The organism is Plantibacter sp. MMLR14_011, from assembly GCF_001865025.1.
In the GTDB taxonomy this organism is placed as follows: domain Bacteria; phylum Actinomycetota; class Actinomycetes; order Actinomycetales; family Microbacteriaceae; genus Plantibacter; species Plantibacter flavus_A.
This window is the reverse complement of record NZ_MJGW01000017.1, coordinates 375103-401005: the sequence shown is the minus strand read 5'-3', so window position 1 is coordinate 401005 and position 25903 is coordinate 375103. Positions and strand designations below refer to the sequence as shown.

The following is a 25903-nucleotide window of genomic DNA, read 5'->3' as shown; positions in this document are numbered from 1 at the left end:
CCTCCAGCAGCGCGAAGCGCCCGGTTCCACCTCACGGTGGTGCCGGGCGCTTCGTCGTGCGGCGTTCGTGCCGGTCAGTCCTGGAGCCGGTGCGCGAGCCGGGCCTCGAGCTCGCTCGGCTCGGCATCGGACGGCTCCGGCGAGGGCTGCGCCTCCGGTGCGGTGAGGCGCTTCGGTGAGGCGTCGCTCTGGCTCACCTGACCGATGACCGTCGCCTCGTCGAGGGCGTCGAGCTTGCGCGCCGTGACGAGCACGCGGGTCTCGAACGACGAGGCGAACTGGTTGTAGTTGGTGACCGTGCTCTCGATCGACCGGCGCAGGCGGTCGGCGTGGTCCGACAGCGTCGAGAGCCGCTGGTAGAGCTCCTTGCCGAGGTCGAACAGTCGCTTCGCGTCCTCGGTGAGGACGTCCTGCTGCCAGGTGAACGCGACCGTCTTGAGGACCGCCCACAGGTTGACGGGGGAGGCGAGGGCGACCCGTTTGCCGAAGGCGTAGTCGAGCAGGCTCGCGTCGGCCTCGAGCGCTGCGGCGAGGAGCGACTCGCTCGGGATGAAGCAGATGACGAACTCCGGGCTCGACTCGAGGCCGCGCCAGTACCCCTTCGCCGCGAGGGCGTCGACGTGCGACCGCACGGCCTTCACATGCTGCGCGAGGAGGGCGGTGCGTCGCGCGGCCTCCTCGCCCGTCGCGGTGACGGGGATGGTGCTGGCTTCGAGGTACTGCGCGAACGGCACCTTCGCGTCGACCGCGATCGACTTGCCGCCGGGGAGTCGCACGACCATGTCGGGTCGGCCGACGCCGTTGTCGGAGGTGATGCTCGACTGCAGGTCGAAGTCGACGCGTTGCGTGAGGCCCGCGGCTTCGACGACGTTGCGGAGCTGGGTCTCACCCCAGACGCCGCGGGTCGCGTTGTTCCGGAGCGCCGAGGCGAGCGACTCCGTCGTGGACCGCAGGCGTTCCTCGGACTCCGAAGCCGTCTTCAGCTGCTGGGCGAGCTCACCGTGCTGGCGGCTGCGCTGCTGCTCGAGTTCCGCGACCTTCGCCTGCATGTGTTCGAGGCTGTGCTGGACGGGCGCGAGGGCCTGCAGGACCTGACTCTCCTCGTGTTCCTGGCGCGATCGTCGTTCGGCGTCGGCGCGGTGGCGTTCGGCGAGCTCGCGGTACTGCTCGCGCTGGGCGTTCAGCTCACGCCCGAGACCGTCGGCTGTGGCGTCGAGGGCGGCGAGTTCGGCGCGCAGTGCGGCGCGGAGTTCCGCCTCCTTCGCGGAGGCGTCGGCGAGGAGCTGCGCCTGCTGGCCACGGAGGTCGGCGAGCTGGGCGGTGTGCCTGGCCTCGAGCAGCGCGGGGTCGACCGAACCCGCGCCGGTGCGCCGCTGCAGCAGGAGGACCGCCACGGCTGCGCCGATGACGAGTCCGATGAGGAGGCCGATCCCGAGGGCGAGTGCGCTGTCCATGCCCTCAGTGTGTCGCGGGCCGCCGACATCGGTCGGAGGCCGCGCGGCGACCGCGGGCTCAGGCGGCGACGGCCGTCCCGATGCGACCGATCTTGACGCTCGTGAGCTGCGCGAGTTCGGCGATCGAGGAGGCGCCGTGGCGGGCGGCCGCGTGGATGATGATGTGCGCGGAGGCCTCGGCGTCGCCGGTGGCGTCGTGGTGCTGGAAGTCGTCGAACCCGGCGGCGAGAGCGGCCACCGGGAGCCGGTAGGAGTCGAGCTGATACGTCTTGCGTGCGACGTTGAGACTGCACAGGTAGCTGAGGTCGGGGCAGTCGAGGCCGGTGGCTGCGCAGCCACCGCGGATGACGCCCATGTCGAAGCCGGCGTTGTGTGCGACGAGCGCGTCACCCTGGGCGAAGTCGAGGAGGGTGTCGAGCTGGTCCGCCCAACCGGGCGCACCGAGGACGTCGGTCGCGACGATCCCGTGGATGCGCGTGTTCCACTCGAGGAACGCGTCGTGTCCGGCAGGGGGCTGGATGAGCCAGCCCGCGCGGTCGACGACGACGCCGTCTCGGACCCTGACGAGGCCCACGCTGCAGGCGGAGGCGGATGACGAGTTCGCGGTCTCGAAGTCGATGGCGGTGAAATCCAGTGGCACGTCCTCACCCTCGCACCAGCGTCCGACACCGCCCGGGTGGCACGCCGCATGCCGCTCGATCGACCGTGCCGATCCGTGCCCTGAGCGGAGGCGCGACCCACGGGGCCGCGCGGCCAAGTACGATAGACCCTCGTGGCTCTTACTCTCGGCATCGTCGGCCTGCCCAACGTCGGCAAGTCCACCCTGTTCAACGCGCTCACGCGCAACAACGTGCTCGCAGCGAACTATCCGTTCGCGACGATCGAGCCGAACGTCGGCGTGGTCGAACTGCCCGACGCCCGGCTCGGCAAGCTCGCGGAGATCTTCGGCAGCGAGCGCATCCTGCCCGCCGCGGTGTCCTTCGTCGACATCGCCGGCATCGTCAAGGGCGCGAGCGAGGGGGAGGGGCTCGGCAACAAGTTCCTCGCGAACATCCGCGAGGCCGACGCCATCGCGCAGGTCGTGCGCGGCTTCGCCGACCCCGACGTCGTGCACGTCGACGGCGACGTGAACCCGGCCTCCGACATGGAGACCATCAACACCGAGCTCATCCTCGCCGACCTCGAGACGCTCGAGAAGGCGGTCACCCGGTTCGAGAAGGAGGTCAAGGGCAAGAAGCTCGACCCCTCCGTCCTCGCGGCGGCGAAGGAGGCGCAGGACGCGCTGAACGCCGGCACCCCGCTCTCGGCGACGAAGATCGACCTCGCGCCCATCAAGGAGCTCGGTCTCCTCACGGCCAAGCCGTTCATCTACGTCTTCAACGTCGACGAGGAGGTCCTCCAGGACCAGGCGAAGCTCGACGAGCTGGCCGCGCTCGTGGCGCCGGCGAAGGCCGTCTTCCTCGACGCCAAGCTCGAGTCGGAGCTCGTCGACCTCGACGAGGACGACGCCCGCGAGATGCTCGAGTCGACCGGCCAGACCGAGTCCGGCCTCGACCAGCTCGCACGCATCGGTTTCGCGACGCTCGGCCTGCAGACCTACCTCACGGCGGGGCCGAAGGAGTCTCGTGCTTGGACGATCCCGCAGGGTGCCAAGGCGCCCCAGGCGGCCGGCGTCATCCACACGGACTTCGAGAAGGGCTTCATCAAGGCCGAGGTCATCTCCTTCGACGACCTCGTCGAGACCGGCTCCGTCGCCGAGGCCCGTTCCAAGGGCAAGGCCCGCATGGAGGGCAAGGACTACGTCATGCAGGACGGCGACGTCGTGGAGTTCAGGTTCAACGTCTAGCCCGTCGAAAGCGCGCGTTCCGTCGTCGACAGGCGCTCCAGTCGACGGAATGAGCGTTCTCGGTGGTGGTCACCGCTTCCGCCGCTGTTCCGCGATCCACGTGTGATCGGCGATCGCCGCTGAGACGGCTTTGCGATACTGCGGGCCGTCTGCGCTGCGGTACAGATCCCTGCTGAAGAACTTCGACTCAGCTCGATAGGGTGCGCTGTTGTGGACACGCGTCGCGAGATCCGACAGGACATCGTGGTCGCCCGCGAGGTAGGCGGCGAGCTCGGTGTCGTTCAGCCGGATGAGCGCGGAATCGTCGATGAGGGCGCTGTAACTGTACCTCGCGTGGAGGTAGAGCGAACCCTCCTGCTCGACGAGGAACCACATTCCCGGTTCATGGTCGACGTAGCGCATGTCCATGCCTCGATTCTCCCAGCGGTCCGGAGGTCCGTAGGTCCGGGGAGGGGTGTTCCTACCATGAACCGGTTCATCGCAAGGAGTATGTAACGACTCGCGTTATTAACGAGGTGCGTTATACCCTGCTACGATGATCAGGTCGTTCGGCAGCCGGGATACCGAGCGATTGTGGCGTCGGGAACGAGTGCGGTCGATCGATCCTCGGATCCATCGGGTTGCGCTTCGGAAGCTTCGCCAGGTGGGTGCCGCAGAGATGCTCGACGATCTTCGGGTCCCACCGGGCAACCGACTCGAGCCGCTCAAGGGCGATCGTGCCGGGCAGCACAGCATCAGGATCAACGACCAATGGAGAATCTGTTTCGTGTGGACGGCCACGGGGCCCGAGGAGGTGGAGATCGTTGACTATCACTGACTCGAGCGGCAAGCTCGCACCGATCCACCCCGGTGAAGTGCTCATACAGGACTTCATCGAGGGGTTCGGGATCACACAGAACAAGCTGGCGGTGTCCATCGGAGTCCCACCACGTCGCATCAATGAGATCGTCCACGGCAAGCGGTCCATCACAGCGGACACCGCGCTCCGGCTTGCGAAGTACTTCGGCACTTCGGCGCAGTTCTGGCTCAACCTGCAGATGCGCTATGAGCTCGATCTCGCCGAGGATCGGCTTTCGCAACAGATCGCGGCGATCACGCCACTGAAGCCTGCTGCCGCGTAGCGTCATACTTCACGCCGAGAGTGCGTGTTCTGTCGCCTGTGTGCGGGGCTGGGGACAACACGCGCACTCCGGGTCGAGGCGATCGACCGCCACCACTAGCGTCTGGCGCGGGGGACCAGGCCCGCGAGGGCGGCGACCCCGACGAGGGCGCTGACCGCCCCGAGGAAGCCCAGAGGGGTGTCGCGGGACGGGCCGATGACGAGCAGGGCACCGAGGCCGAGCGCTGCCACGCCGAACCCGGTGCGCCAGCGTCTCCCGGCCTTCGCCGATGGGCGGCGGTCGGGCAGATCGGTGGGTCGCGGGCGCGCGCGGCGGCGTGCGCTCAGCGGCGGTCCGCCGTCGTCTGGCCCGTCGACGGCACGCCCGAACCCGTCGACCCACGGACCGGCACCGACCTCGGGGCAGCGGTCGTGCACGTTCGTCTCGCGGGTCGAGGTATCCGCCGGGTGGGCAGGCATGGCTGCGGCGAGATCCACGTCGAACCAGACGGAACCGTCCGGCAGGAGGGCGTCGTAGCCGACGAACCGCAGCGGCCGTCGGCGCCATCTCGACGTGCCACGGAACGCCGTCGCGCGGACGGCGACGGGTCGATCGGGCGATTCGCGCATGGGTCGATGGTGGCACAGTGGGTCACCGTCGTTCAGCACCCCGGTGGTTCCGACGCCCCCAGCCGCCAGCGGGGTCGTGCTCCGGCGGTACGCTCGATGAGGCGCCACCCGAACGGGCGCCTGGGGGAGGCCACGGGTGACGATCGATCTGGCGAGCATGCTGGTGGTGGCGGTGATCGTCTGCGCCGCGTGCGGTATCTTCTACGGACTCGACAGCGCGCGAACCCTGGCCGGACGCCACCTGGCAGCATGGATGTCGGGATTCGCCACCACCCTGCTCTCGGCGGTCAGCTATCTCGCCGCCACGCTCAACGGCGACTCGGTGTGGATCGTCGCCGTCGCCAACGCCGCCATGGTCGCTTCGATCGCCGCCTTGTGGGTCGGGTGCCGGCTGTTCAACGGTCGACGCAGCCTCGTGCTGCTCGGCACCCTCTCCGTCGGGGTGACGGCGATCTCCGCCGTCCTCGACCCCACCGACGACCCGGAGTGGGCCGGCACCATCGCCCGGCTCATCTCGCTCATCATGCTGTCGCTGCTCGTCGCGTACGAGGCACGGCGGGGGCGCATGCGGACGGCGCCGGCGTCGCTGGTGCTCGTCGTCGTCATGATCCTGCACGCCGTGTTCACCGCCGTGCGCCTCGCGGTCTACCTCGCGGCGGGTCCTCACTCGGAGATCTTCGAGCGGCTGTTCAGCACGCCCATCGTGACCTACATGAACCTCGTGTTCGTCGTCGCGGTCGCCGTCGGCCTCGTCCTCCTGCGCTCCTGGGAGCGCAAGCAGCGCCTCTCCTCGGAGCGGGTGGGCGTCCGCGCGGTGGGGCGCCGCGCGTTCATCGCCGAGGCGACCCGACTCCGCGACGGGCAACAGTCCGATCGTCGCCTCGCGATCCTCGTCGTGGCCATCGACGGCTACGGCGACCTCCGCCGCGCCTACGGGATGGCGACGGCGGGGGAGCTGGAGGCGCTGCTCGCCGCCGCGGTCTTCCGTGAGTTGCCGGCCGGGTCCGTCTGCACCCGCGTGTGGAGTGGGACGATCCTCGTGGCCACGTCGGTCGAACCGGGGCCGACCGGCCTCTCTGGGCTGCACGACCTCGCGGCACCGATCGCCGCCGGCTACCGGGAGGCCGTGACGCAACAGCTCGACGGTTTCGCCGGTGCTGCGAACCTCGGCGTCGTGGTGGATTCGGCCGCGCCGACCCCTGTCGAGACCCTCGTGTCGATCGCACGGACGGCCCGAGCCGACGCGGAGCGGCGAGGCGAATCGGTGCGGGTCGTCGAGTCCGCGTCGGAGACGCAGGACCGCTGACGGCGCGTACCGCTCAGCGACCCTGGCGCTTCTTGTACGGGAGCGGCTCGCCCTTGACCTTGGGCGCGCGACCCTTGCCCTTGTTCGCCTTGGCCTTACCACCCGGCGCGGGAGCCGACTTCGCTGCCGCTGCCGCAGAGGCGTCGAGTTGGCGACGCGCCTCGATGAGGAACGCGTAGCCGGCGTCCGTCAGCTGCGTGGACTCCACGTCACGGGCGAACAGTTCCGCTCCGACGCTCTCCTCGAGCCTCCGGACGTCGGCGACGACGGTGCTCCTCGGCACACCGAGCGCCTTGGCCGCCTTCGCGAAGTGGAGGGTCTCCGCGGAGGCGACGAAGGAGCGCAGCTGCTTGTGGTCCATGCCCTCAGCCTACGGTCACGGCGTCAGGCTGCCGACCAGTGTCGCGTCAGCCACCCAGCTGGTCGCGTCGACGACGTCGCACGATCACCGAGGCGATACCCGCGAGCAGGCCGAGGCCGAGCAGGGAGCCGGCCACGATCGCGAGCGTGGATCCCTGGAACCCGGTGTCGGGGAGCCTCGTGATGTCTCCGGCCGGAACCGCCGGCTGACCGGGGACCTGCGGAGTGCCCGGCGGGACGGCCTCCGTGATGACGATCGTCGATTCGATGGAGTCGTCGGGTGCGGTGCCGTTGCTCGCGGTGATGGTCACCGTGTAGGTCCCGGGCGTCGTCGGCGTACCGGTCACGCCACCGGTCACGCCGTCGAGGACGAGTCCCGGGGGCAGGGCACCCGAGGTGACGGTGTACGTCGCGTCGGGGCTGCCGGTCGAGGTGACCGTGCTGTCGTACGTCGTGCCGACGGTGCCGCCGGGGAGCGGAGCGGAGGTGATCTCCGGGCTCGTGGTCACGGCGGAGCCGCTGCCGTCGTCGCAGCCGGTCGGCCGGTTGATGACGGTGTTGATGAGCGTCACGGCGCCGGTGGAGGCGAGGAGACGTCCTTCGACGACCGTGCCCGCTCCCGTGGAGATGGACGTGTCGGCGAGGATCGTGCCGACGAAGGGCGCGCCTCCGTCGAGCGTGGCCTCGCTGCCGACACGCCAGAACACGTTGCAGGCGCTTGCGCCGCCGACGAGGGTCACCGAGGAACCGGTGGCGGTCTTCAGCGTGCTCGCAGCCTGGAAGACCCAGACCGACTCCGCGGTACCGGTGAGCGTCACGTTCCCGGTGAGGGAGATCTCTCCACCGGCGTAGACACCGGGAGTGAGGTTGAGGTCGGTGAGGTCGCCGACCTGCTGCGGGGCCGGTGTGAGGCTGGAGGCGACGCCCATCGCGGTGAGGAGGTCGTTCTTGGCGAGGGCGGCGGGCTCGTTCGTCACGTTCTGGGTGCCGTTGACGAGGCCCGGGGGGAAGCCGGTCACGGAGCTCCCCGGGCTGAGCCCGAGGTCGCCGTTGATCGTGGTCACGCCGGTGTTGGTGACGGTCGATGCGGCGAGGACGCCGTAGTCGGCTGCCGTGCCGAGGAAGATCGGGCCGTCGATCGAGGTCGCGGCGTTCGCCGGTCCGGCACCGATGGCCAGGAGTCCGACGGTCACGACTGCCGCTGCGGCGAAGAGCCGTGGGCGAGTGCGACCGGGTCTGGCGCTGTGGTCGAGTGGGGAGAGTTCGAGGCGCATCAGGGCCCCTTCCATGTGGGAGGGGCGCGAAGCCAACGAGAATGGCGACATCAACCGCAACTGTTCCCTGTGTACCACCTTCGGGGGGCGTGCGGTCAGCTAGCGCTCCTGACGTAGCCAATCGTTATCTCGGTGCGATACGCTACTCCGCCGACTCGTGGCGCGGAATGAACGTTCGGTGAAGCCTGCTCCGAATGAGACGATTGCAGCATGACTGCAACGCTCGTGGCCCAAGGCCTGGCCGGAGGACACGGCCACCGCACCCTGTTCGACGGCCTCGACCTGACGGTGGCGCCGGGGGACGTCATCGGGGTCGTCGGGATGAACGGCGCGGGGAAGTCGACGCTGCTGCACCTCCTCGGCGGCTCGCTCGAACCGCAGGCCGGCACGATCACGCTGTCGCCCTCCGACGCCTTCGTGGGCGCGCTCCCGCAAGAACACGAGCGCGTCGTCGGCGAGAGCGTCGCCGCCTACATCGCCCGGCGCACCGGCTGTGCTGCGGCGACCGAGGCGATGGACGCGGCCGCCGCAGCGCTCGCCGAACCCCCGCAGACAGGCGCGGACCCCGCGGACGTCTACTCCGCCGCCCTCGACCGCTGGTTGGCGAGCGGCGCGGCCGACCTCGAGGAGCGGATCCCCGCTGTCCTCGCCGACCTCGGGCTGGACCTCGACGCGGATGTCACGACCACGATGATGACCTCACTGTCCGGTGGGCAGGCCGCTCGCGTCGGACTGGCGGCGCTGCTGCTGTCGCGATTCGACATCGTCCTCCTCGACGAACCGACCAACGACCTCGACCTCGACGGTCTGGAGCGGCTCGAACGCTTCGTGCAGGGATTGCGCGGGGGTGTGGTGCTCGTCAGCCACGACCGTGAGTTCCTCGCCCGCTGCGTCACCCGCGTCCTCGAACTCGACCTCGCGCAGCAGAGCAACCGCGTCTTCGGGGGCGGATACGAGGCCTACCTCGAGGAGCGCGAGGTCGCCAGGCGGCACGCCCGCGACGCCTACGACGAGTTCGCCGACAAGAAGGCCGACCTCATCGGTCGTGCCCGGGTGCAGCGGGAGTGGTCCAGCCAGGGCGTGCGGAACGCGATGAAGAAGGCGCCCGACAACGACAAGATCCGGCGGAAGGCCTCGGCGGAGTCCTCGGAGAAGCAGGCCCAGAAGGTCCGGCAGATGGAGAGCCGCATCGCCCGGCTGGACGAGGTGGAGGAACCGCGCAAGGAGTGGCAGCTGCAGTTCACGATCGGCAGCGCACCGCGCTCGAGCACGGTCGTCGCCACGCTCTCCGAGGCCGTCGTCCGGCAGGGCGACTTCCAGCTCGGCCCCCTGTCCCTCCAGGTGAACGTGGGCGATCGCATCGGCATCACGGGGCCCAACGGTGCCGGCAAGTCCACCCTGCTCGCGACGCTGCTCGGTCGCCGTGAACCCGATGCGGGCAGCGCGAGCCTCGGCTCCAGTGTGCGGATCGGCGAGATCGACCAGGCCCGCTCGCTGCTCGTCGGCTCGGAGCCGCTCGCCGACCGCTTCGAGGCGATCGTGCCCGACCTCAGTCCGGGAGAGGTCAGGACGCTGCTGGCGAAGTTCGGGTTGAAGGCCGACCACGTGAACCGGCCCGTCGACGAGCTGTCGCCGGGGGAGCGCACCCGCGCCGGGCTCGCGGTGCTCCAAGCCACCGGGATCAACCTGCTGGTCTTGGACGAGCCGACGAACCACCTCGACCTCGCCGCCATCGAACAGCTCGAGGAGGCGCTCGAGAGCTACGACGGAACACTCCTGCTCGTCACCCACGACCGCCGCATGCTCGACACCGTTCGGATCGAACGGCGGTGGGTCGTCGAGGCCGGCCAGGTCACCGAGCGCTAGCGGTGATCGTCATCCGGGCCGTCGGTGGAGACCCTCGCCGGACATGAGCGAGGACCCCGCGGCGTTCGCCGGGCGGGGTCCTCGTCGTTCAGGGGGCGCGTCAGTCGCGCAGCTGCTCCTTGTAGTCGTTCTTCGCCTCGGTGGTGTCGCGCTCGGCCTCGGCCTTCTTCACGTCGGCCTCCGCCTGCTTCACCTTGGCGTCGGCCTTGGCCTCGTCCAGCTTGTCGCTGATGCGCTCCTTGGTGTCGTCGACGGCCTCGCCGATCTTCTTGCCCGTCGCCTCAGCAGCGTCCTTGGCGTTGTCCAGGAATCCCATCGTCAACTCCGTCTCTGATCCCGACTGTCGGTCACGGTTCCAGCCTCGCGGACCGATGCCTGCGCGGCAACCACTTGTGTTCCGCTGCGTCGGCGGCTAGAGCGTGCGACGGCCCGTCAGGGGGCTGGGGCGCCACCGTCGGTCGGGGTCGCGTGCGGCAGCCAGTCCTTGAGGATGACCTCCTCCGGGTCGACCAGACGCTCCGTGTGGAGGTCGTACTCCGGGTCTCGCTCGGCGAGGAACCGGGTGACGGCGTCAGCGTCCTCATTGTCGTGTCGACGTCGTGCGCGGTCTGCCGCGTCCTGCTCGGTGCTCATGGATCCCACCGTAGCCCAGCCTCCGACGGTGGGCACCGTCAGACACCCGGACACCCGGCACCGAGCGCGCGGCCGGATCCGTCCGGTCGGTCGTCGTGGGGTTCAGCGGAGACCCGCGACGGCCTCCACCGAGGCGACGACGGCGCTCGCCGTCCGGTCCAGATCGGCCGCGGTGACGGCGGCGGTCCAACTGAAGCGCACAGCGGTCTGCGCGACCTCCGGAGCGATGCCGATCGCGAGGAGGACCGGCGACGGCTCGTCGCTGCCGGCGGCGCACGCGGAGCCGCTCGAGGAGACGACGCCGCGCCGTTCGAGTTCGAGGAGGACCGCCTCGCCCGAGGTCCAGGGGAACACGAACGACGCGATACCCGGCAGCCGTCGTTCGGGGTGGCCCGTCAACCGAGCGCGCGGGACCTCGTTCAGGACCCTCGCGATGAACTCGTCACGCAACCCACTGACACGGTCGACCGCTTCCACCCGATCACGCTCGGCGAGCTCCAGCGCCGTCGCGAGCCCGACGGCGGCGGCCACCTGTTCGGTCCCGCTCCGGCGCCCGCGTTCCTGCCCGCCACCGTGCAGGAGCGGTTCCAGGGGCAGCGACCCGCGAACGGCGAGCAGTCCGACCCCCTTCGGCGCCCCGAGCTTGTGACCGGCGAGGCTCAGCGCGTCCACGCCGAGGCGGTCGAGTCCGAGGGGAAGCCACCCTGCCGCCTGCACGGCGTCGGTGTGGAACGGGACGCCTGCGGCGCGCGTGACGGCCCCGAGCGCCGACAGGTCCTGGACCGTGCCGATCTCGTTGTTGGCCGCCATCACTGAGACGAGCACCGTGTCCGGCCGGAGTGCCGCGGCGAGTTCGGCCGGGTCGACCAGGCCGGTCCCGTCCACCGGGAGGATGGTCGCCTCGACCCCGTGGAACCGCGTGAGGTATGCGACCGATTCCGCGACCGCCTCGTGCTCGATCGGCGAGGTGACGACATGGCGTCCGCGTTCGAGGGCCGCCAGAGTGATGCCCTTGACCGCGAGGTTGTCCGCTTCGGTGCCACCCGAGGTGAACACCACGTCGCCAGGTCGGACGCCCAGCACGGTCGCGACGCGTCGCCGGGCGTCCCGCAACGCTCCGGCCGCCGCCTCGCCGACGGTGTGATGGCTCGACGGGTTGCCGAAGGTGCTCGTCAGGTACGGCCACATCGCCTCGAGCACCTCGGGGCGCACCGGCGTCGTCGCCGCGTTGTCGAGGTAGAGCATCTCAGTCGACCGAGACGTCGAGTCCGAGGTCGAGGGAGCGGACACTGTGCGTGAGGGCACCGGAGGAGATGACGTCCACACCGGTCTCCGCGATGGCCCGCACCGTCGACAGCGTCACGTTCCCGCTCGCCTCCACGATGGCGCGGCCGGCGATCAGCGCGACGCCCTCGCGGAGCTCGTCGACGGTGAAGTTGTCGAGCATGATCGTGTCGACGCCCGCCGCGAGTGCCGCCTCGATCTGGTCCAGGCGGTCGACCTCGACCTCGATGGTCGTCGTGTGCGGGAGCTCCTCGCGGGCCCGCAGCAGCGCCTCGGTGACCGTCAGCCCGCGCTCGAGGAGGACAGCCAGGTGGTTGTCCTTGACCATGACGGCGTCGGAGAGCGAATGGCGGTGGTTGTGTCCGCCGCCCGATCGCACCGCGTGGCGCTCGAAGACGCGCAGGCCCGGGGTCGTCTTCCGGGTGTCGACGATGCGGGCGCGGGTGTCCGACACGGCGTCGACGTAGGCCGCGGTGATGGTCGCGATGCCGCTCATCCGCTGCACGAAGTTCAGAGCGACGCGCTCGGCGGTCAGGACGGCACGCGCCGGACCCGACACCATGGCGATGGTGTCGCCCGCGGCGAACCGTTCGCCGTCGGCGACGAGGAACGCGACCGTGATGCGTGGGTCGGTCAGTCGGAACGCCGCCTCGAAGACGGCAGAGCCGCTGAAGACGCCCGCCTCTCGGGCGGCCAGGGAGGCCGAGGCCGTGGCGTCCTCCGGGATGAGGGTCGCCGCCGTGAGGTCACCCCACGGGGCGTCCTCGACGAGGGCCGCGGTGACGGTGGTGTCGATGAGGTGTGGGGTCAGCATGGTGCGAGCACGGTTCCGTTCACGGATGGGTGGGTGGTGGGCTGGGACGCGGCGGCCGAGGTGGCGAGGACGATCGCGATGGGCGACGCCTGATCGGGATCGACACCGGGATGGTCGTCCCTGGCGTGGGCACCGCGCGACTCGGTGCGGGCGAGGGCAGCGGCGACCACGGCCCGGGCGAGCAGCAGGAGGTTGCGGTCCTCGGCGGCCGCGACCGACCGCGGTGCGGTGACGACGTCGTCGAGTTCGGTCGACCACCGGTCCAGGGTCCGGCGCGCGAGCTCGAGACCACGCGCGTCACGGACCAGCCCGGCATCCCGCCACATCACGGCGTGGAGCGCCGATCGGCTGAAGGGCTCGACGGCATCCGCCGGGAGCCCGGGGTCGCCTTCGGCCGCGCGGGGATCCAGGACGACCCGCTGACCGCCGAGCCTCGGGCGACCGGCGATCGGACCCGGTGCCGCATCGATCGCCGCGACGGCGCGGGCCGCGAAGACGGCACCCTCGAGGAGCGAGTTGGAGGCCAGGCGGTTGGCCCCGTGGACGCCAGTGCGTGCGACCTCGCCCACGGCGAGGAGCCCGGGCAGGGTGGTCCGGCCGTCGAGGTCCGTGGCGATGCCGCCCATCCAATAATGTGCGGCCGGGGCGACGGCGACCGGTGTGCGCGACCAGTCCACACCGGAGGCCCGGAGGTGCTCGTCGATCCCCGGGAACCGCGCGGCGAGGCGGTCCGCACCGAGCGCGGTCGCGTCGAGCGTCACCGGGGCACCGCCCTGCGCGGCCATGGTCCGCGCGATCCCGCGGGCGACCACGTCGCGTGGTGCGAGCTCGGCGTCGGGGTGGAGCGCCCGCATGAAGCGTTCTCCGCGCGCGTCACGGAGGACGGCCCCCTCGCCCCGGACGGCCTCGGAGACGAGGAAGCTTCCGGGTGCGGCGAGCGCGGTCGGGTGGAACTGGACGAATTCCACGTCGGCCAGCGCCGCTCCGGCACGGAGTGCTGCAGCGGCGCCGTCGCCGGTCGCCACCGCCGGGTTGGTCGTGAACGGGTAGAGCTGTCCGACACCGCCGGTGGCGAGGATCACCTGGTCGGCGTCGACGGTGAACGCACCGCGCTCGGAGGACCGGAGGTGTGCACCGGTGACCGTCCCTGCCGTGACCACCAGGTCGACGAGAACGGTGTGCTCCAGCACGGTGACCCGCCGGGCTGCGAGCGTCTCGACGAGCGCCGTCTCGATCGCCGCGCCGGTCGCATCGCCGCCGGCGTGCAGCACCCGGGGGTAGGAGTGGGCCGCTTCGAGGCCCTTCGCGAAGGCGTCGCCGTCTCGGTCGAACGCCACACCGAAGGCGATGAGCTCGCGGATCCGTTCGGGCCCCTCGGTGCAGAGCACCCGGACGGCCTCCTCGTCGCACAGCCCCGCGCCGGCCAGCAGCGTGTCCCGGACGTGGTCCTCGACGCGGTCGTCGTCGAACATGACCCCGGCGATCCCGCCCTGCGCGTAGCGCGTGTTGCTCTGGCCGAGGACGTCCTTGGTGACGACCACCACATCGTGCCGTTCGCTCGCGCGGATCGCGGCCACGAGACCGGCGATCCCGCTCCCGACCACGAGCACCGTCGCCATGTCAGCCGGCCTGGGTTCCGGCGGCGACGGGCGGCTTCGCGGCGAGCATGCGCTCGAGCGACAGCCGCGCCGGGACGGCCACGTCGTCGGACACGGTGATGCGGTTGAGCACCTCGCCCGCGACGAGTCCCTCGAGCACCCAGGCCAGGTAGCCGGGGTGGATGCGGTACATCGTCGAGCAGGGGCAGATCACGTCGTCGAGGCAGAAGATCGTGTGCTGCGGGTACTGCGCGGCGAGGCGCTGCACCATGTTGATCTCGGTGCCGATCGCGAACGTGGTGCCGTCGGGTGCCGCCGCGATGGCCTTCTGGATGTAGTCCGTCGACCCCGCTTCGTCTGCCGCGTCGACGACCGCCATCGGGCACTCGGGATGCACGATGACCCGGACGCCGGGGTGCTGCGCCCGGGCGCGGTCGATCTGATCGACGGTGAACCGCTTGTGCACCGAGCAGAAGCCGTGCCACAGGATGACCTCGGCCTGCTCGAGGTCGGTCGCCTCGTTCCCGCCGAGCGGGCGGTTCGGGTTCCACATCGGCATGTGCTCGAGTGGCACCCCCAGCTTCTTGGCGGTGTTCCGACCCAGGTGCTGATCCGGGAAGAACAGCACCCGCTGTCCCCGCTCGAAGGCCCACCGCAAGACCGTCTCCGCGTTGCTGGACGTGCAGACGATCCCGCCGTGCCGACCGCAGAAGCCCTTGAGCGCCGCCGAGGAGTTCATGTAGGTGACGGGGATGACCGGTACCCGGCCGTCGGCGTCCGGCTCGGTCCCGTAGAGCGCCTCGAGGGCCTCCCACGCCTCCTCGACCTGGTCGATGTCCGCCATGTCGGCCATCGAGCATCCGGCGGCGAGGTTCGGGAGGATCACGGCCTGCTCGGGACCGGACAGCAGGTCGGCGGTCTCGGCCATGAAGTGCACGCCGCAGAACACGATCGCCTCGGCCTCGGTGCGGGCCTTGGCCGCGTTCGCGAGCTGGAAGGAGTCGCCGATGTAGTCGGCGTGCTGGACCACCTCGTCGCGCTGGTAGAAGTGTCCGAGGATCACGACGCGGTCTCCGAGCGTCTGCTTCGCGGCCACGATGCGGCGGTGGAGCTCATCGTTCGAGGCGTCGCGGTAGGCGGCCGGGAGCTGGCCTTGCCGAGGCGAACCGGTCGGGATGACGTCGCCCATCGACGCTCCAGGGCCGTAGCTCGGCGGTTGCAGGTCGAACACCCAAGGCCCGGCCGCGAGTTCGGGCGCGCAGGTCGCGCCGTCGGACGCACCCTCGGTGATCTGCTGGATGGTGTCGTCGACGGATGCGGTGATGGTCATGCTGGCTCCTCGGACTGCTGACGGGTGGTGGTCGGGGTGGACGTCGTGGGTCTGCGGCTCGTCGACCGGCCGGGCGACGGGGTCTCCGGTCGGTTGACGGGCTGGGTCCACCGGTAGAGCCGCGCCGGGCGGTGGCGCCCACCGGTACGGAGTTCGTCGGTCTGCAGGACGAGACCGGAGGACTCGACCTGGCGTCGGAAGTTCGCGGGGTCGAGTTGCTTCTGCAACACCGCCTCGTGCACCTCCCGGAGTTCGGAGAGGGTGAAGGTCTCCCCGAGGAAGGCGTGCGCGATGTGGCTGTACTCCAGCTTGTTGCGGAGCCGCCACAGGGCGTATTCGACGATGTCGCGGTGGTCGAACGCCAACGGGGGGAGTGCGTCGGCCGGGAACCAGCGGACGTTCTGGCCGAGCCGCGTGCGCTTCGCCTCGTCGGACCCGACGAGCGCCCAGTAGACGATCGAGACGACCCGCTCGGCGGGGGAGCGGTCGAGGTCGCCGAACGCGTAGAGCTGCTCGAGGTACCGCGGACGGAGGGAGGTGGTCGTCTCCAGGGTCGACGAGGCCGCGTCCGCGAGGGATTCCGCGGCACCGAGCGGGCCACCCGGCAGTGCCCAGAGGCCGTCGTAGGGCTCACGGATGCGCCGGACGAGCGGGAGCCAGATGCCGGGTGCCGGATCGGTCGCGCCGAACCCGTCGTCGGCCCTGAGCGTGAAGATGACGGTCGAGACCGCGAGGCCGACCTGCGGGTCCGTCTGCTCCACGGGAGTCGTCGGTCGCTGCATGGGGGATCTCCGGATTCCGGAGCACCGGCGGCACTTCAGGTAGAAATGACCTGTACTCGATACAGGCTTAGTGTACACCTGACTCGAACAAGGTCCTGCGCCGAGGCGACCACTCGCGATATGCTGGCGGCTCAATCGAACATCGGGCCGCGAACACGATGCGGGAGAGCCGGTACGCCGGCACCGAAGGAGCAAGCCTCCCCGCCAATCTCTCAGGTCCTGTACCGCATCGGACTGGCCACTCTGGAAAGCAGCGCACGTTCGTGGTGCGCTCGCCGACGGTGAAAGCAGTGTCCGCAGCAGCGGCACTCGTGAAGCTCTCAGGCCAATGACAGAGGGGGAGTTCCCAACGGGCACCGTCTGGTGTCCGCAGCGCACCACGCGACCCCGGAGAACTCGTGACCGACCTCGAACGAACCAGCCCGCTCCATGCCGTCCACGAAGCCGCCGGCGCGAGTTTCACGGACTTCGCCGGATGGCAGATGCCCGTACGGTACTCGAGCGATCTCGCCGAGCACCACGCCGTCCGCACCGCCGCCGGTATCTTCGACATCTCCCACATGGCCGAGATCCAGGTCGTGGGCGACGACGCAGCCGACTTCCTCGACCAGGCGCTCGCGGGCAAGCTGTCCGCCATCGACCTGCTCCAGGCCAAGTACTCCCTGCTGCTGAACGAGGCCGGCGGCATCGTCGACGACCTCGTCGTCTACCGCAACGGCGAGCACGAGTACCTCGTCGTCGCGAACGCGGGCAACCACGACGCCGTCGTCGCAGCGCTCACCGAGCGGGCCGCGGGGTTCGAGCACGTGGTCGTCATGGACCGCAGCGACGAGATCGCGCTCATCGCCGTCCAGGGGCCCGCCTCCCGCGCCATCCTCCAGGCGACCGAGGGGCTCCACATCCTGGACGAGCTGCCCTCCCTCGACGAGGTGAAGTACTACCGCGCGACCGGTGCCTCCTTCGAGAACGGCACGGTCTTCATCGGGCGCACCGGCTACACCGGCGAGGACGGGTTCGAGCTGTACGTCGACGCGGCCGACGCCGTCGAGCTGTGGAACGCCATCGTCGCCGCCGGGACACCGCTCGGGCTGGTCCCCGCCGGCCTCGCCAGTCGCGACACGCTCCGTCTCGAAGCCGGCATGCCGCTCTACGGCCACGAGCTCGGTCCGGACATGCTGCCGGTCCAGGCCGGACTCGGTCGCGTCGTCGCGCTCGGGAAGCACGGCACGTTCGTCGGACGCGACGCCGTCGAGGCAGGCCCGGCGGACGGTGCACCGGTCCTCGTCGCCCTCGTCTCCGAGGGGCGTCGCGCCGGTCGTGCCGGTTACCGCGTCCTCGCCGGCGACACGACGGTCGGCGAGGTGACGAGCGGGGCACTGTCGCCCACCCTCGGGCACCCGATCGCCATGGCCTACGTACACCCCGACCACGCCGAGCCGGGCACCGTGCTCGACATCGACGTCCGCGGCACGCGGATCCCCGCGACCGTCACCACGCTCCCCTTCTATTCGAGAGAGAAGTAACCCATGGCCGACAAGACCACCCTCAAGTACACCGCCGAGCACGAGTGGATCCGCGTCGAGGGCGATCTCGCCGTCATCGGGATCACCGACTACGCCGCCGAGAAGCTCGGTGACGTCGTCTTCGTGGACCTCCCCGCCGTCGGCGCGGCGCTCTCGGCCAGCACCGTGGTCGGCGAGATCGAGTCCACGAAGTCCGTCGGCGAGCTCTTCGCCCCGCTCGACGGCGAGGTCGTCGAGGCCAACGACGCCGTCGTCGACGACCCGTCGCTCGTCAACAGCGACCCGTTCGGTGCCGGCTGGCTCGTCTCCGTCCGGTACGACGCGCTGCCCGACACGCTCCTCAGCTGGGACGACTACGCCGCGCTGGTGGGCGAGTGATGGCGGACCGCTTCGCAGAACGGCATATCGGAACCGACACCGCAGCCCAGGCGACGATGCTCGCCGCCGTCGGATACGACAGCGTCGACGCCCTGCTCGCCGCGGCCGTCCCGTTCGCGATCACTGCCGCCGAACTCGCCTCGTCGAGCATCCCCGACGCCGCGACCGAGCGGGCGGCGCTCGCCGAACTCCGAGAGCTCGCCGGCCGCAACGCGGTGAACCGGAGCCTCATCGGTCTCGGCTACTTCGACACGATCACGCCGGCGGTCATCAAGCGGAACGTGCTCGAGAACCCCTCCTGGTACACGGCCTACACGCCGTACCAGCCCGAGATCTCGCAGGGCCGCCTCGAGGCGCTCATCAACTTCCAGACGATGGTCGCCGACCTCACCGGTCTCGACACGGCCAACGCCTCGATGCTCGACGAGAGCACCGCGGTCGTCGAAGGCATGCTCCTCGCGCGCCGGGCCTCGAAGCTCGCCGACGCGACGTTCATCGTCGACGCCGACGCGTACCCGCAGACGAAGGCGCTCCTCCGGAGTCGCGCCGAAGCGGTCGGCATCGACCTCGTCGAACTGCCGTTGTCGACCACCTCGGCCGAGGACCTCCCGGCGGCGTTCGGCGTCTTCGTGCAGTACCCCGGCGCCTCCGGGCTCGTATGGGACCCGTCGGCGGTCCTCGCGGCGGTCAAGGCGGCCGGCGGCGTGTCGGTCGTCGCGGCCGACCTCCTCGCCCTCACGCTCATCTCCTCGCCCGGTTCCCTCGGCGCGGACATCGCGGTCGGGACGAGCCAGCGCTTCGGTGTGCCGATGGGCTTCGGCGGGCCGCATGCAGGGTACCTCGCGGTCCGCAAGGGCCTCGAACGCCAGATGCCCGGTCGCCTCGTCGGCGTCAGCCAGGACGCGGCGGGTCACCCCGCGTACCGGCTCACGCTGCAGACGCGTGAGCAGCACATCCGCCGCGAGAAGGCCACGAGCAACATCTGCACGGCCCAGGTCCTCTTGGCCGTCATGGCCGCGATGTACGCCGTGTACCACGGGCCCGACGGGCTCAAGCGGATCGCACAGTCGGTGCACGCGACCACCGCGAGTGCAGCCCGTCTGCTGGGGTCGGCGGGTGTCGAGGTGCTCACGGAGCACTACTTCGACACCCTGCAGGTGCGGGTCGCCGACAGCGCGGCGGTGGTGGCGGGCGCGCACGACCGCGGCCTCCTGCTGTGGGCCGTCGACGAGACGACCGTCTCGATGAGCTTCGACGAGGTGAGCGCGGTCGAGAGCGTCGTCCCGACGCTCGTCGAGGTGCTCACGACCGCTGGGACCGCCACCGTCGGAGAGCCGTCGGCATACGTCTTCGACGAAGGGTCGTCCGCCTCGGCGTTCGGACCGAGCGCCGTGTCGGAGTACCCGGCCGCGCTCGCCCGCGAGACCGAGTACCTCACGCACCCGGTGTTCAACACGCACCACTCGGAGACCGCCATGATGCGGTACCTCAAGCAGCTGGCCGACCGCGACTACGCGCTCGACCGCGGGATGATCCCGCTCGGTTCGTGCACGATGAAGCTCAACGCCGCCACCGAGATGGAGGCCGTCACCTGGCCCGAGTTCGCCGGGCTGCACCCGTTCGCCCCGCGCGAGGATGTCGCAGGCTCGCTCGAACTCGTCGACCAGCTCGAGACCTGGCTGGCCGAGGTCACCGGTTACGACTCCGTGTCGCTCCAGCCGAACGCCGGCAGCCAGGGTGAGCTCGCCGGTCTCCTCGCCATCCGCGGCTACCACCGCGCGAACGGCGACGAGCAGCGGACGGTCTGCCTCATCCCGTCGAGCGCGCACGGCACGAACGCGGCCTCGGCCGTCCTCGCCGGCATGCGGGTCGTCGTCGTGGCGTGCGACGAGCAGGGCAACGTCGACCTCGACGACCTCCGGGCGAAGATCGAGGCCAACGCCGAGTCCCTCGCCGCGCTCATGATCACCTACCCGTCCACCCACGGCGTGTACGAGCACGAGGTGAAGACGATCACCCAGGCCGTGCACGACGCCGGCGGCCAGGTCTACGTCGACGGTGCGAACCTCAACGCGTTGCTCGGGTACGCGCGGTTCGGGGAGTTCGGCGGCGACGTCTCGCACTTGAACCTGCACAAGACGTTCTGCATCCCGCACGGCGGTGGCGGCCCCGGTGTCGGGCCGGTCGCGGCGAAGGCGCACCTCGCGCCGTTCCTGCCCGGTCACCCGCTGGCGCAGCGCGCCGAGCACCCGCTGCTCGGCGGCGGGACGGTCGTGCACGCCGGCGGTCCGATCTCGGCGGCTCCCTACGGCAGCCCGAGCATCCTGCCGATCTCGTGGGCGTACGTCCGCATGATGGGTTCGGAAGGGCTCCGCGAGGCGACCGGGGCCGCGGTGCTCGCGGCGAACTACATCGCTGCGCGACTGCGCGACCACTATCCCGTCCTGTACACGGGCGACAGCGACCTCGTGGCGCACGAGTGCATCCTCGACCTCCGTCCGCTCAAGGAGGCGACCGGGATCTCCGTCGACGACGTGGCGAAGCGCCTCGTCGACTACGGCTTCCACGCGCCGACGATGTCGTTCCCCGTCGCGGGGACGCTCATGGTCGAGCCGACCGAGAGCGAGGACCTCACGGAGGTCGACCGCTTCGTCGACGCGATGATCGCGATCAAGGCGGAAGCGGACGCCGTCGCGGCGGGCGAATGGCCTGCCGACGACAACCCGCTCGTCGGGGCGCCGCACACGGCCCAGTCGGTCATCGAGGGGGAGTGGACGCACGCGTATTCGCGCGAGCTCGCCGTCTACCCCGTGCACACGCTCGTGCGCACGAAGTACTGGCCGCCGGTGCGTCGCATCGATCAGGCGTACGGCGACCGCAACCTCGTGTGCGCCTGCCCGCCGCCCGAGGCCTTCGCCTAGCCGGTCCATGAGCACTCCCTCGCCCATTCGTGGGCGAGCGAGTGCTCATTCGCCCACAGATCGGCGAAGGGGTCGTCAGGGCGACGGCGTCGCCGCGAAGATCTCCGGCCACCAGGCCACGGCGAGCGGGAAGCCCGCGAACGAGATGATGTCGATGACCGTGTGTGCCACGACCAACGGCATCACCCGACCCCAGCGCTTGTAGCACCAGCCGAACGCGATCCCCATGGCGACGTTGCCGAAGAACGGCCCGATGCCCTGGTACAGGTGGTAGCTCCCGCGGAGGACGGCGGTCGACAGGATGATCGTCCACCACCCCCACCCGATCTCGCGGAGCCTGGTGTACAGGTAACCGATGATGATGACCTCCTCCTGGAGGCCGGCGCGGAGTGCGGAGAAGACGAGCATCGGGATCGTCCACCAGTACATGGTGTCGGGGAACGTCGAGACCGCGACCGTGACGCCGAGGGCGCGTCCCAACGCGTACACACCGATGCCGGGGACACCGATCGCGGCGACGAGGAGCAGACCGCGGCCGAGGTCGCGTCCGGGGGAGCGGAGGTCGAGTCCCATCCGCGCGAAGCCGGTGCGTCCGGGCTGCCAGAGCAGGTAGATGACGAGGGCGACCGGCGCGAGCTGGAAGAAGAGCCCGAGGAACTGGTAGCTGAAGTCGAGCCACTCCCGGGTGGCCTGCGTGGTGTTGATCGCCGCAGATTGATCGGAGAGCGGCGGCCCCGCGGTGAGCTTCGCGATGAGCGAGATGATCGAGTACACCGCCGACGCACCGAGGCTCAGCGCGAGCACGATGACGATCTCCCACCACCGACGGCTGTCTCCGGCGCCCTCGGGGAGGTGAAGTCCCCGCTCGGTGGTGTTCTGCTCGCTCACCGGTCCATTCTGCTGGCTGGTGGCTCCGAGCGCACCGCATAGCATCTGCGCGTCCACTCGGCTGATGACGGGAGCAAAACGGCTTACGATTCGTATCCAGAAGGTGGATGCGACCGCACGAGTTTTCCGATCACGACCGTTCTCGTGCGTGGCAGGCGGGATCCGTGCACGAAAAAGCATCCGTGAGCAACAATCCGTCGATTGGGTTACCGCTGTGTAACGTTTGGCGTCCCAGTTTGCTCGCCGTCCTGCTTCTGCTTATCGTCAGAGTATTCAAAGAGCGATCCAGCGCACACGATGCGCTGGTTTTGCTTGCCCTTTCCCCAAGGAGGAACTGTGAAGTTCAGTCGGTTCGGCTCTGCCGCCGCCATCATCGCAGCCGGGGCTCTCGTCCTCACCGGATGTTCCGGTGGCGGTTCCAGCAGCGAGAGCACCAGCAGCGCATCATCCATCATCACGACCAACGGCTCCGAGCCGGAGTCGGGCCTCATCCCCAGCGACACCAACGAGGTCGGTGGCGGAAAGATCATCGACGAGGTCTTCGCAGGCCTCCGCTACTACGCGGCCGACGGCAAGCCGGTCGACGACCTGGCCGAGTCGATCGACACCGACGACTCGACCACGTTCACGATCAAGATCAAGGCTGATCAGAAGTTCACCAACGGCGACCCCGTCACTTCGGACTCGTTCGTCATGGCTTGGCAGGACGCCGTCGTCAACCTCCGCAAGAACGCCTCGTTCTTCGCGGACGTCGAGGGCTACAACGAGGACGGCCAGCCCCTCACCGGCCTGAGCGTCGTCGACGACACCACCTTCACGGTGAAGCTGTCCGCACCTGCATCCGACTTCCCGCTGCGCCTCGGCTACTCCGCGTTCTACCCGCTGCCCGCTGCAGCGTTCGACGAGGCCGGCAAGGTCACGGACGAGTTCGGCCAGAACCCGATCGGCAACGGCCCGTACAAGGTCGACGGCGACAAGGCGTGGAAGCACAACGAGTCGATCAAGCTCGTCAAGAACGACGAGTACAAGGGTGGCCGCGAAGCCAAGAACGGTGGCCTGACCATCACGTTCTACAAGGACTTCGACAGCGCCTACGCCGACCTGCTGAGCGGCAACCTCGACGTCCTGGACCAGATCCCGGACTCCGCGCTCTCCACCTACCAGGACGACCTGGGCGACCGTGCGGTCAACCAGCCGGCCGCCGTGTTCCAGTCCTTCACGATCCCGTCCCGACTCCCGCACTTCAGCGGTGAAGAGGGCCAGCTGCGTCGTCAGGCGATCTCGTACGCGATCAACCGTGAAGAGATCACCAAGGTCATCTTCAACGGCACCCGCACGCCGGCGACCGACTTCACCTCGCCGGTCATCGACGGCTACTCGAAGGACATCGAGGGTAACGACGTCCTGAAGTACAACGAGAAGAAGGCCAAGGAACTCTGGGCCGAGGCCGACGCCATCTCCCCGTGGGACGGCTCCTTCCAGATCGCGTACAACGCCGACGGGCCGCACCAGGCCTGGGTCGACGCCGTGACCAACGGCATCAAGAACGTCCTGGGCATCGAGTCCTCGGGCGTCCCGGTCGCCGTCTTCGGTGACTTCCGCGCCGGCATCACCAACCGCTCCATCGAGACGGCGTTCCGCTCCGGATGGCAGGCCGACTACCCGGGTCTGTACAACTTCCTCGCTCCGCTCTACGCGACCGGTGCATCCTCGAACGACGGTGACTACTCGAGCCCCGAGTTCGACAAGCTCCTCGCCGAGGGTTCGTCCGAGACCGACCTGGACGCTGCGAACAAGAAGTTCCAGGACGCTCAGGCGGTCCTCTTCAAGGACCTGCCGGCCATCCCGCTCTGGTACCAGAACGTAAGCGGCGGCTTCGGCGAAGGCGTGCAGAACGTCGAGTTCGGTTGGAACTCGGTGCCGCTGTACTACGAGATCACCAAGTAGTCTTGTAGCGGCATAGCTGGGTGGGTCCGGTTCTTCCGGGCCCACCCAGCTTCACGAGTTCAGGAGTCCCACACCATGGGCGGTTACATTCTTCGTCGTGTCCTGCAGGCTATCCCCGTACTGCTCGGCACGACCTTCCTCATCTATTTCATGGTCTTCGCGTTGCCCGGTGATCCCGTGCTCGCATTGTTCGGCGACAAGACGCCGAGCGCCGCGCAGATCGCTCAACTCAACGCCGAGTACAACCTCGACAAGCCGTTCATCGTGCAGTACTTCCTGTACCTCGGCGGTATCTTCACCGGCGACCTTGGAACGTCCTTCTCCGGGCAGCCGGTCAGCGAGATCCTCGCGCAGGCCTTCCCGGTCACGCTGCGGCTCGCCGTCATCGCCGTCTTCTTCGAGATGGTCGCCGGAATCACCATCGGTCTCATCTCCGGCATCCGCAAGGGCGGCATCTTCGACGCCTCGTTCCTCGTCGTGAGCCTGATCCTCATCTCGCTCCCCGTCTTCGTCATCGCGTTCGTCGCGCAGTACGTGTTCGGGATCCAGCTCGGGTGGTTCAGACCGACGGTCGGCCCGGGCGCGCCGATACAAGACCTCTTACTTCCCGCACTGGTCCTCGCCACCATCAGCTTCGCGCAGATCGTGCGGTTGACCCGGTCCTCGGTCATCGAGACGCAGTCGCTCGACTTCGTCCGTACGGCGTACTCGAAGGGCCTGAGCCGTCGCCGGGTCATCCCCGTGCACATCCTGCGCAACTCCCTGATCCCGGTCGTGACCTACCTCGCGGTGGACTTCGGTGTGCTGATCGTCGGCGCCACGGTGACCGAGGGCATCTTCAACGTCCCCGGTGTCGGCCGCACGCTCTACCAGGCCATCCTCCGAGGAGAAGGCCCGACCGTGGTGTCCTTCGTGACGGTGATGGTGTTGTTCTACCTCATCATCAACCTCGTCATCGACCTCTTCTACGCCGTGCTCGACCCAAGGATCCGCTATGTCAAGTAATGATCAGGAGCCGACGATCAAGCGATCCCCGAATCACTTCGTCGCACCGCTCGAAGAGACCCCCCTCGCGGTCATCGACGCCGTCAAGGTCGATGAGAAGGTCAGCAACCTCTGGACCGACGCGTGGGCGTTCATGCGCCGTCGTCCCATGTTCTGGATCTCGTCCGTCCTCATCCTGCTCGTCGTGGTCGTGGGCCTGTTCCCCTTCCTCTTCACGCAGACGCCCCCGAACAACCAGTGCTTCCTCGAGAACAGCAACGGCGGGCCTGAGGCCGGCCACATCCTCGGCTTCACGAAGCAGGGCTGCGACATCTTCGCGCGGGTCATCTACGGGACCTCCACGTCGCTGTCCGTCGGGCTCATCGTGACGTTGATCACGGCCACGCTCGGCATCGTGTTCGGCGCGTTCGCCGGCTTCTACGGTGGCTGGGTCGACTCGGTGCTGTCCCGCATCGGCGACATCTTCTTCTCCATCCCGTACATCCTCGCGGCCGTCGTCGTCATGTCGGTGCTCGCGAAGTACCGCAGCGTGTGGACGATCTCCCTGGCGATCGGTCTGTTCGCCTGGCCATCCGTCGCCCGAGTGCTTCGAGCGGAGGTGCTCAGGGTCAAGAACGCGGACTACGTCCAAGCGTCCATCGCGCTGGGTGTCTCCCGCTTCAAGATCCTCCTGCGCCACGTGCTGCCGAACGCGATCCCACCGGTGATCGTCGTCATCACGATCTCGCTGGCATCAGCGATCGTCGCCGAGGCGACGCTGTCCTTCCTCGGCGTGGGACTCGGGAGCGAGACCATGTCCTGGGGCAACGACATCAGCCAGGCGCAGCGTGACCTCCGCACGGCCCCGCAGGTGCTGATCTACCCGTCGATCGCGCTGTCGCTCACCGTGCTCAGCTTCATCATGATGGGCGAAGTCCTGCGAGACGCGCTCGACCCGAAGGCGAGGGCCCTGCGTTGAACGCGAG

At 69.2% G+C, this 25903-nt stretch carries 25 protein-coding genes and 1 riboswitch; of the genes, 11 read left to right on the top strand and 14 right to left on the bottom strand.

Annotated elements, in window-relative coordinates; all coding sequences use genetic code 11:
* Positions 1–74: 74 nt before the first annotated feature.
* Both rmuC and BIU99_RS10285 read right to left on the bottom strand, forming a co-directional pair.
* A complete protein-coding gene (gene rmuC, locus BIU99_RS10290) occupies positions 75–1454 on the bottom strand; it encodes a DNA recombination protein RmuC (protein WP_083397289.1) in 1380 nt (459 codons plus the stop codon).
* Between the two features lie 58 nt (positions 1455–1512).
* The gene (locus BIU99_RS10285; protein ID WP_071261062.1) at positions 1513–2094 is read right to left on the bottom strand and encodes an exonuclease domain-containing protein; all 582 of its coding nucleotides are present in this window, start codon (positions 2092–2094) and stop codon (positions 1513–1515) included.
* 132 nt (positions 2095–2226) lie between these two features.
* Between BIU99_RS10285 and ychF the strand changes: the two genes are divergently transcribed.
* The gene (gene ychF / locus BIU99_RS10280; protein WP_064296436.1) at positions 2227–3300 is read left to right on the top strand and encodes a redox-regulated ATPase YchF; all 1074 of its coding nucleotides are present in this window, start codon (positions 2227–2229) and stop codon (positions 3298–3300) included.
* A 69-nt stretch (positions 3301–3369) separates the two neighbouring features.
* Here ychF and BIU99_RS10275 read toward each other — a convergent pair whose 3' ends face one another.
* Positions 3370–3708, bottom strand: coding sequence for a hypothetical protein (locus tag BIU99_RS10275; protein WP_071261061.1), 339 nt, complete (start codon positions 3706–3708; stop codon positions 3370–3372).
* Between the two features lie 127 nt (positions 3709–3835).
* Here BIU99_RS10275 and BIU99_RS10270 point away from each other — a divergent pair, with 127 nt between their 5' ends.
* The gene (locus tag BIU99_RS10270) at positions 3836–4117 is read left to right on the top strand and encodes a type II toxin-antitoxin system RelE/ParE family toxin (RefSeq protein WP_071261059.1); all 282 of its coding nucleotides are present in this window, start codon (positions 3836–3838) and stop codon (positions 4115–4117) included.
* The gene (locus BIU99_RS10265) at positions 4104–4421 is read left to right on the top strand and encodes a HigA family addiction module antitoxin (RefSeq protein ID WP_071261058.1); all 318 of its coding nucleotides are present in this window, start codon (positions 4104–4106) and stop codon (positions 4419–4421) included. Before BIU99_RS10270 ends, BIU99_RS10265 begins: the two co-directional genes overlap by 14 nt.
* A gap of 95 nt (positions 4422–4516) precedes the next feature.
* Here the strand turns inward: BIU99_RS10265 and BIU99_RS10260 are convergent, their stop codons facing one another.
* A complete protein-coding gene (locus BIU99_RS10260) occupies positions 4517–5029 on the bottom strand; it encodes a hypothetical protein (RefSeq protein WP_071261057.1) in 513 nt (170 codons plus the stop codon).
* A gap of 136 nt (positions 5030–5165) precedes the next feature.
* Here BIU99_RS10260 and BIU99_RS10255 point away from each other — a divergent pair, with 136 nt between their 5' ends.
* Positions 5166–6335, top strand: a complete 1170-nt coding sequence (locus BIU99_RS10255) for a hypothetical protein (protein ID WP_071261056.1) — start codon at positions 5166–5168, stop codon at positions 6333–6335.
* Between the two features lie 13 nt (positions 6336–6348).
* On the opposite strand, the gene BIU99_RS10250 is transcribed toward BIU99_RS10255, so the two are convergent.
* Positions 6349–6696 (bottom strand): LysR family transcriptional regulator, encoded by a 348-nt coding sequence (locus tag BIU99_RS10250; RefSeq protein WP_071261055.1) that lies wholly within the window; start codon positions 6694–6696, stop codon positions 6349–6351.
* 46 nt (positions 6697–6742) lie between these two features.
* Positions 6743–7969, bottom strand: a complete 1227-nt coding sequence (locus tag BIU99_RS10245) for an ice-binding family protein (RefSeq protein WP_071261054.1) — start codon at positions 7967–7969, stop codon at positions 6743–6745.
* Between the two features lie 210 nt (positions 7970–8179).
* On the opposite strand from BIU99_RS10245, the gene BIU99_RS10240 reads away from it, so the two are divergent.
* Positions 8180–9835 (top strand): ABC-F family ATP-binding cassette domain-containing protein, encoded by a 1656-nt coding sequence (locus BIU99_RS10240; protein ID WP_071261053.1) that lies wholly within the window; start codon positions 8180–8182, stop codon positions 9833–9835.
* Between the two features lie 100 nt (positions 9836–9935).
* Here BIU99_RS10240 and BIU99_RS10235 read toward each other — a convergent pair whose 3' ends face one another.
* From BIU99_RS10235 to BIU99_RS10205, 7 genes are all read right to left on the bottom strand, one after another.
* The gene (locus tag BIU99_RS10235) at positions 9936–10151 is read right to left on the bottom strand and encodes a hypothetical protein (RefSeq protein ID WP_064296430.1); all 216 of its coding nucleotides are present in this window, start codon (positions 10149–10151) and stop codon (positions 9936–9938) included.
* Between the two features lie 116 nt (positions 10152–10267).
* Positions 10268–10468, bottom strand: coding sequence for a hypothetical protein (locus BIU99_RS10230; protein WP_064296429.1), 201 nt, complete (start codon positions 10466–10468; stop codon positions 10268–10270).
* A 102-nt stretch (positions 10469–10570) separates the two neighbouring features.
* Positions 10571–11713, bottom strand: coding sequence for a cysteine desulfurase family protein (locus BIU99_RS10225; RefSeq protein ID WP_071261052.1), 1143 nt, complete (start codon positions 11711–11713; stop codon positions 10571–10573).
* Position 11714: 1 nt separating this feature from the next.
* Complete coding sequence (gene nadC / locus BIU99_RS10220; protein ID WP_071261051.1) at positions 11715–12566, bottom strand: carboxylating nicotinate-nucleotide diphosphorylase; 852 nt, start codon at positions 12564–12566, stop codon at positions 11715–11717.
* Positions 12560–14185 (bottom strand): L-aspartate oxidase, encoded by a 1626-nt coding sequence (nadB, locus tag BIU99_RS10215; protein WP_071261050.1) that lies wholly within the window; start codon positions 14183–14185, stop codon positions 12560–12562. Before nadB ends, nadC begins: the two co-directional genes overlap by 7 nt.
* Before the next feature lies 1 nt (position 14186).
* The gene (nadA, locus tag BIU99_RS10210; RefSeq protein ID WP_064296425.1) at positions 14187–15494 is read right to left on the bottom strand and encodes a quinolinate synthase NadA; all 1308 of its coding nucleotides are present in this window, start codon (positions 15492–15494) and stop codon (positions 14187–14189) included.
* A complete protein-coding gene (locus BIU99_RS10205; protein ID WP_071261049.1) occupies positions 15491–16276 on the bottom strand; it encodes an NUDIX domain-containing protein in 786 nt (261 codons plus the stop codon). Before BIU99_RS10205 ends, nadA begins: the two co-directional genes overlap by 4 nt.
* Before the next feature lie 151 nt (positions 16277–16427).
* Positions 16428–16513: riboswitch (glycine riboswitch) on the top strand.
* Positions 16514–16674: 161 nt separating this feature from the next.
* On the opposite strand from BIU99_RS10205, the gene gcvT reads away from it, so the two are divergent.
* From gcvT to gcvP, 3 genes are read left to right on the top strand one after another with little or no spacing between them, the layout of a single operon-like run.
* A complete protein-coding gene (gcvT, locus tag BIU99_RS10200) occupies positions 16675–17799 on the top strand; it encodes a glycine cleavage system aminomethyltransferase GcvT (protein WP_071261048.1) in 1125 nt (374 codons plus the stop codon).
* A 3-nt stretch (positions 17800–17802) separates the two neighbouring features.
* Positions 17803–18177, top strand: coding sequence for a glycine cleavage system protein GcvH (gene gcvH, locus BIU99_RS10195; RefSeq protein ID WP_064296422.1), 375 nt, complete (start codon positions 17803–17805; stop codon positions 18175–18177).
* Positions 18177–21098, top strand: coding sequence for an aminomethyl-transferring glycine dehydrogenase (gcvP, locus tag BIU99_RS10190; RefSeq protein ID WP_071261047.1), 2922 nt, complete (start codon positions 18177–18179; stop codon positions 21096–21098). The genes gcvH and gcvP overlap by 1 nt, the downstream gene beginning before the upstream one ends.
* A 75-nt stretch (positions 21099–21173) precedes the next feature.
* Here gcvP and BIU99_RS10185 read toward each other — a convergent pair whose 3' ends face one another.
* Positions 21174–21986, bottom strand: coding sequence for a CPBP family intramembrane glutamic endopeptidase (locus BIU99_RS10185; protein ID WP_071261046.1), 813 nt, complete (start codon positions 21984–21986; stop codon positions 21174–21176).
* Positions 21987–22322: 336 nt separating this feature from the next.
* On the opposite strand from BIU99_RS10185, the gene BIU99_RS10180 reads away from it, so the two are divergent.
* The 3 genes from BIU99_RS10180 (at position 22323) to BIU99_RS10170 (ending at position 25896) form a co-directional block, all read left to right on the top strand.
* Positions 22323–23933: an ABC transporter substrate-binding protein gene (locus BIU99_RS10180; RefSeq protein ID WP_231884406.1), complete on the top strand. Its 1611-nt coding sequence runs from the start codon at positions 22323–22325 to the stop codon at positions 23931–23933.
* A gap of 75 nt (positions 23934–24008) precedes the next feature.
* The gene (locus BIU99_RS10175; protein ID WP_064296418.1) at positions 24009–24938 is read left to right on the top strand and encodes an ABC transporter permease; all 930 of its coding nucleotides are present in this window, start codon (positions 24009–24011) and stop codon (positions 24936–24938) included.
* Positions 24928–25896: an ABC transporter permease gene (locus BIU99_RS10170; RefSeq protein WP_064296417.1), complete on the top strand. Its 969-nt coding sequence runs from the start codon at positions 24928–24930 to the stop codon at positions 25894–25896. The genes BIU99_RS10175 and BIU99_RS10170 overlap by 11 nt, the downstream gene beginning before the upstream one ends.
* Positions 25897–25903 lie beyond the last annotated feature (7 nt).

What these genes read in the sequence shown, in the direction of transcription:
- BIU99_RS10250 (WP_071261055.1), bottom strand. Translation starts at nt 6,696, where the DNA reads ATGGACCACAAGCAGCTGCGCTCCTTCGTCGCCTCCGCGGAGACCCTC.
- gcvP (WP_071261047.1), top strand. Translation starts at nt 18,177, where the DNA reads ATGGCGGACCGCTTCGCAGAACGGCATATCGGAACCGACACCGCAGCC.
- BIU99_RS10170 (WP_064296417.1), top strand. Translation starts at nt 24,928, where the DNA reads ATGTCAAGTAATGATCAGGAGCCGACGATCAAGCGATCCCCGAATCAC.
- BIU99_RS10245 (WP_071261054.1), bottom strand. Translation starts at nt 7,969, where the DNA reads ATGCGCCTCGAACTCTCCCCACTCGACCACAGCGCCAGACCCGGTCGC.
- rmuC (WP_083397289.1), bottom strand. Translation starts at nt 1,454, where the DNA reads ATGGACAGCGCACTCGCCCTCGGGATCGGCCTCCTCATCGGACTCGTC.
- nadA (WP_064296425.1), bottom strand. Translation starts at nt 15,494, where the DNA reads ATGACCATCACCGCATCCGTCGACGACACCATCCAGCAGATCACCGAG.
- BIU99_RS10275 (WP_071261061.1), bottom strand. Translation starts at nt 3,708, where the DNA reads ATGGACATGCGCTACGTCGACCATGAACCGGGAATGTGGTTCCTCGTC.
- BIU99_RS10270 (WP_071261059.1), top strand. Translation starts at nt 3,836, where the DNA reads ATGATCAGGTCGTTCGGCAGCCGGGATACCGAGCGATTGTGGCGTCGG.
- BIU99_RS10260 (WP_071261057.1), bottom strand. Translation starts at nt 5,029, where the DNA reads ATGCGCGAATCGCCCGATCGACCCGTCGCCGTCCGCGCGACGGCGTTC.
- BIU99_RS10225 (WP_071261052.1), bottom strand. Translation starts at nt 11,713, where the DNA reads ATGCTCTACCTCGACAACGCGGCGACGACGCCGGTGCGCCCCGAGGTG.
- BIU99_RS10235 (WP_064296430.1), bottom strand. Translation starts at nt 10,151, where the DNA reads ATGGGATTCCTGGACAACGCCAAGGACGCTGCTGAGGCGACGGGCAAG.
- gcvH (WP_064296422.1), top strand. Translation starts at nt 17,803, where the DNA reads ATGGCCGACAAGACCACCCTCAAGTACACCGCCGAGCACGAGTGGATC.
- nadC (WP_071261051.1), bottom strand. Translation starts at nt 12,566, where the DNA reads ATGCTGACCCCACACCTCATCGACACCACCGTCACCGCGGCCCTCGTC.
- BIU99_RS10240 (WP_071261053.1), top strand. Translation starts at nt 8,180, where the DNA reads ATGACTGCAACGCTCGTGGCCCAAGGCCTGGCCGGAGGACACGGCCAC.
- nadB (WP_071261050.1), bottom strand. Translation starts at nt 14,185, where the DNA reads ATGGCGACGGTGCTCGTGGTCGGGAGCGGGATCGCCGGTCTCGTGGCC.
- BIU99_RS10230 (WP_064296429.1), bottom strand. Translation starts at nt 10,468, where the DNA reads ATGAGCACCGAGCAGGACGCGGCAGACCGCGCACGACGTCGACACGAC.
- BIU99_RS10175 (WP_064296418.1), top strand. Translation starts at nt 24,009, where the DNA reads ATGGGCGGTTACATTCTTCGTCGTGTCCTGCAGGCTATCCCCGTACTG.
- BIU99_RS10205 (WP_071261049.1), bottom strand. Translation starts at nt 16,276, where the DNA reads ATGCAGCGACCGACGACTCCCGTGGAGCAGACGGACCCGCAGGTCGGC.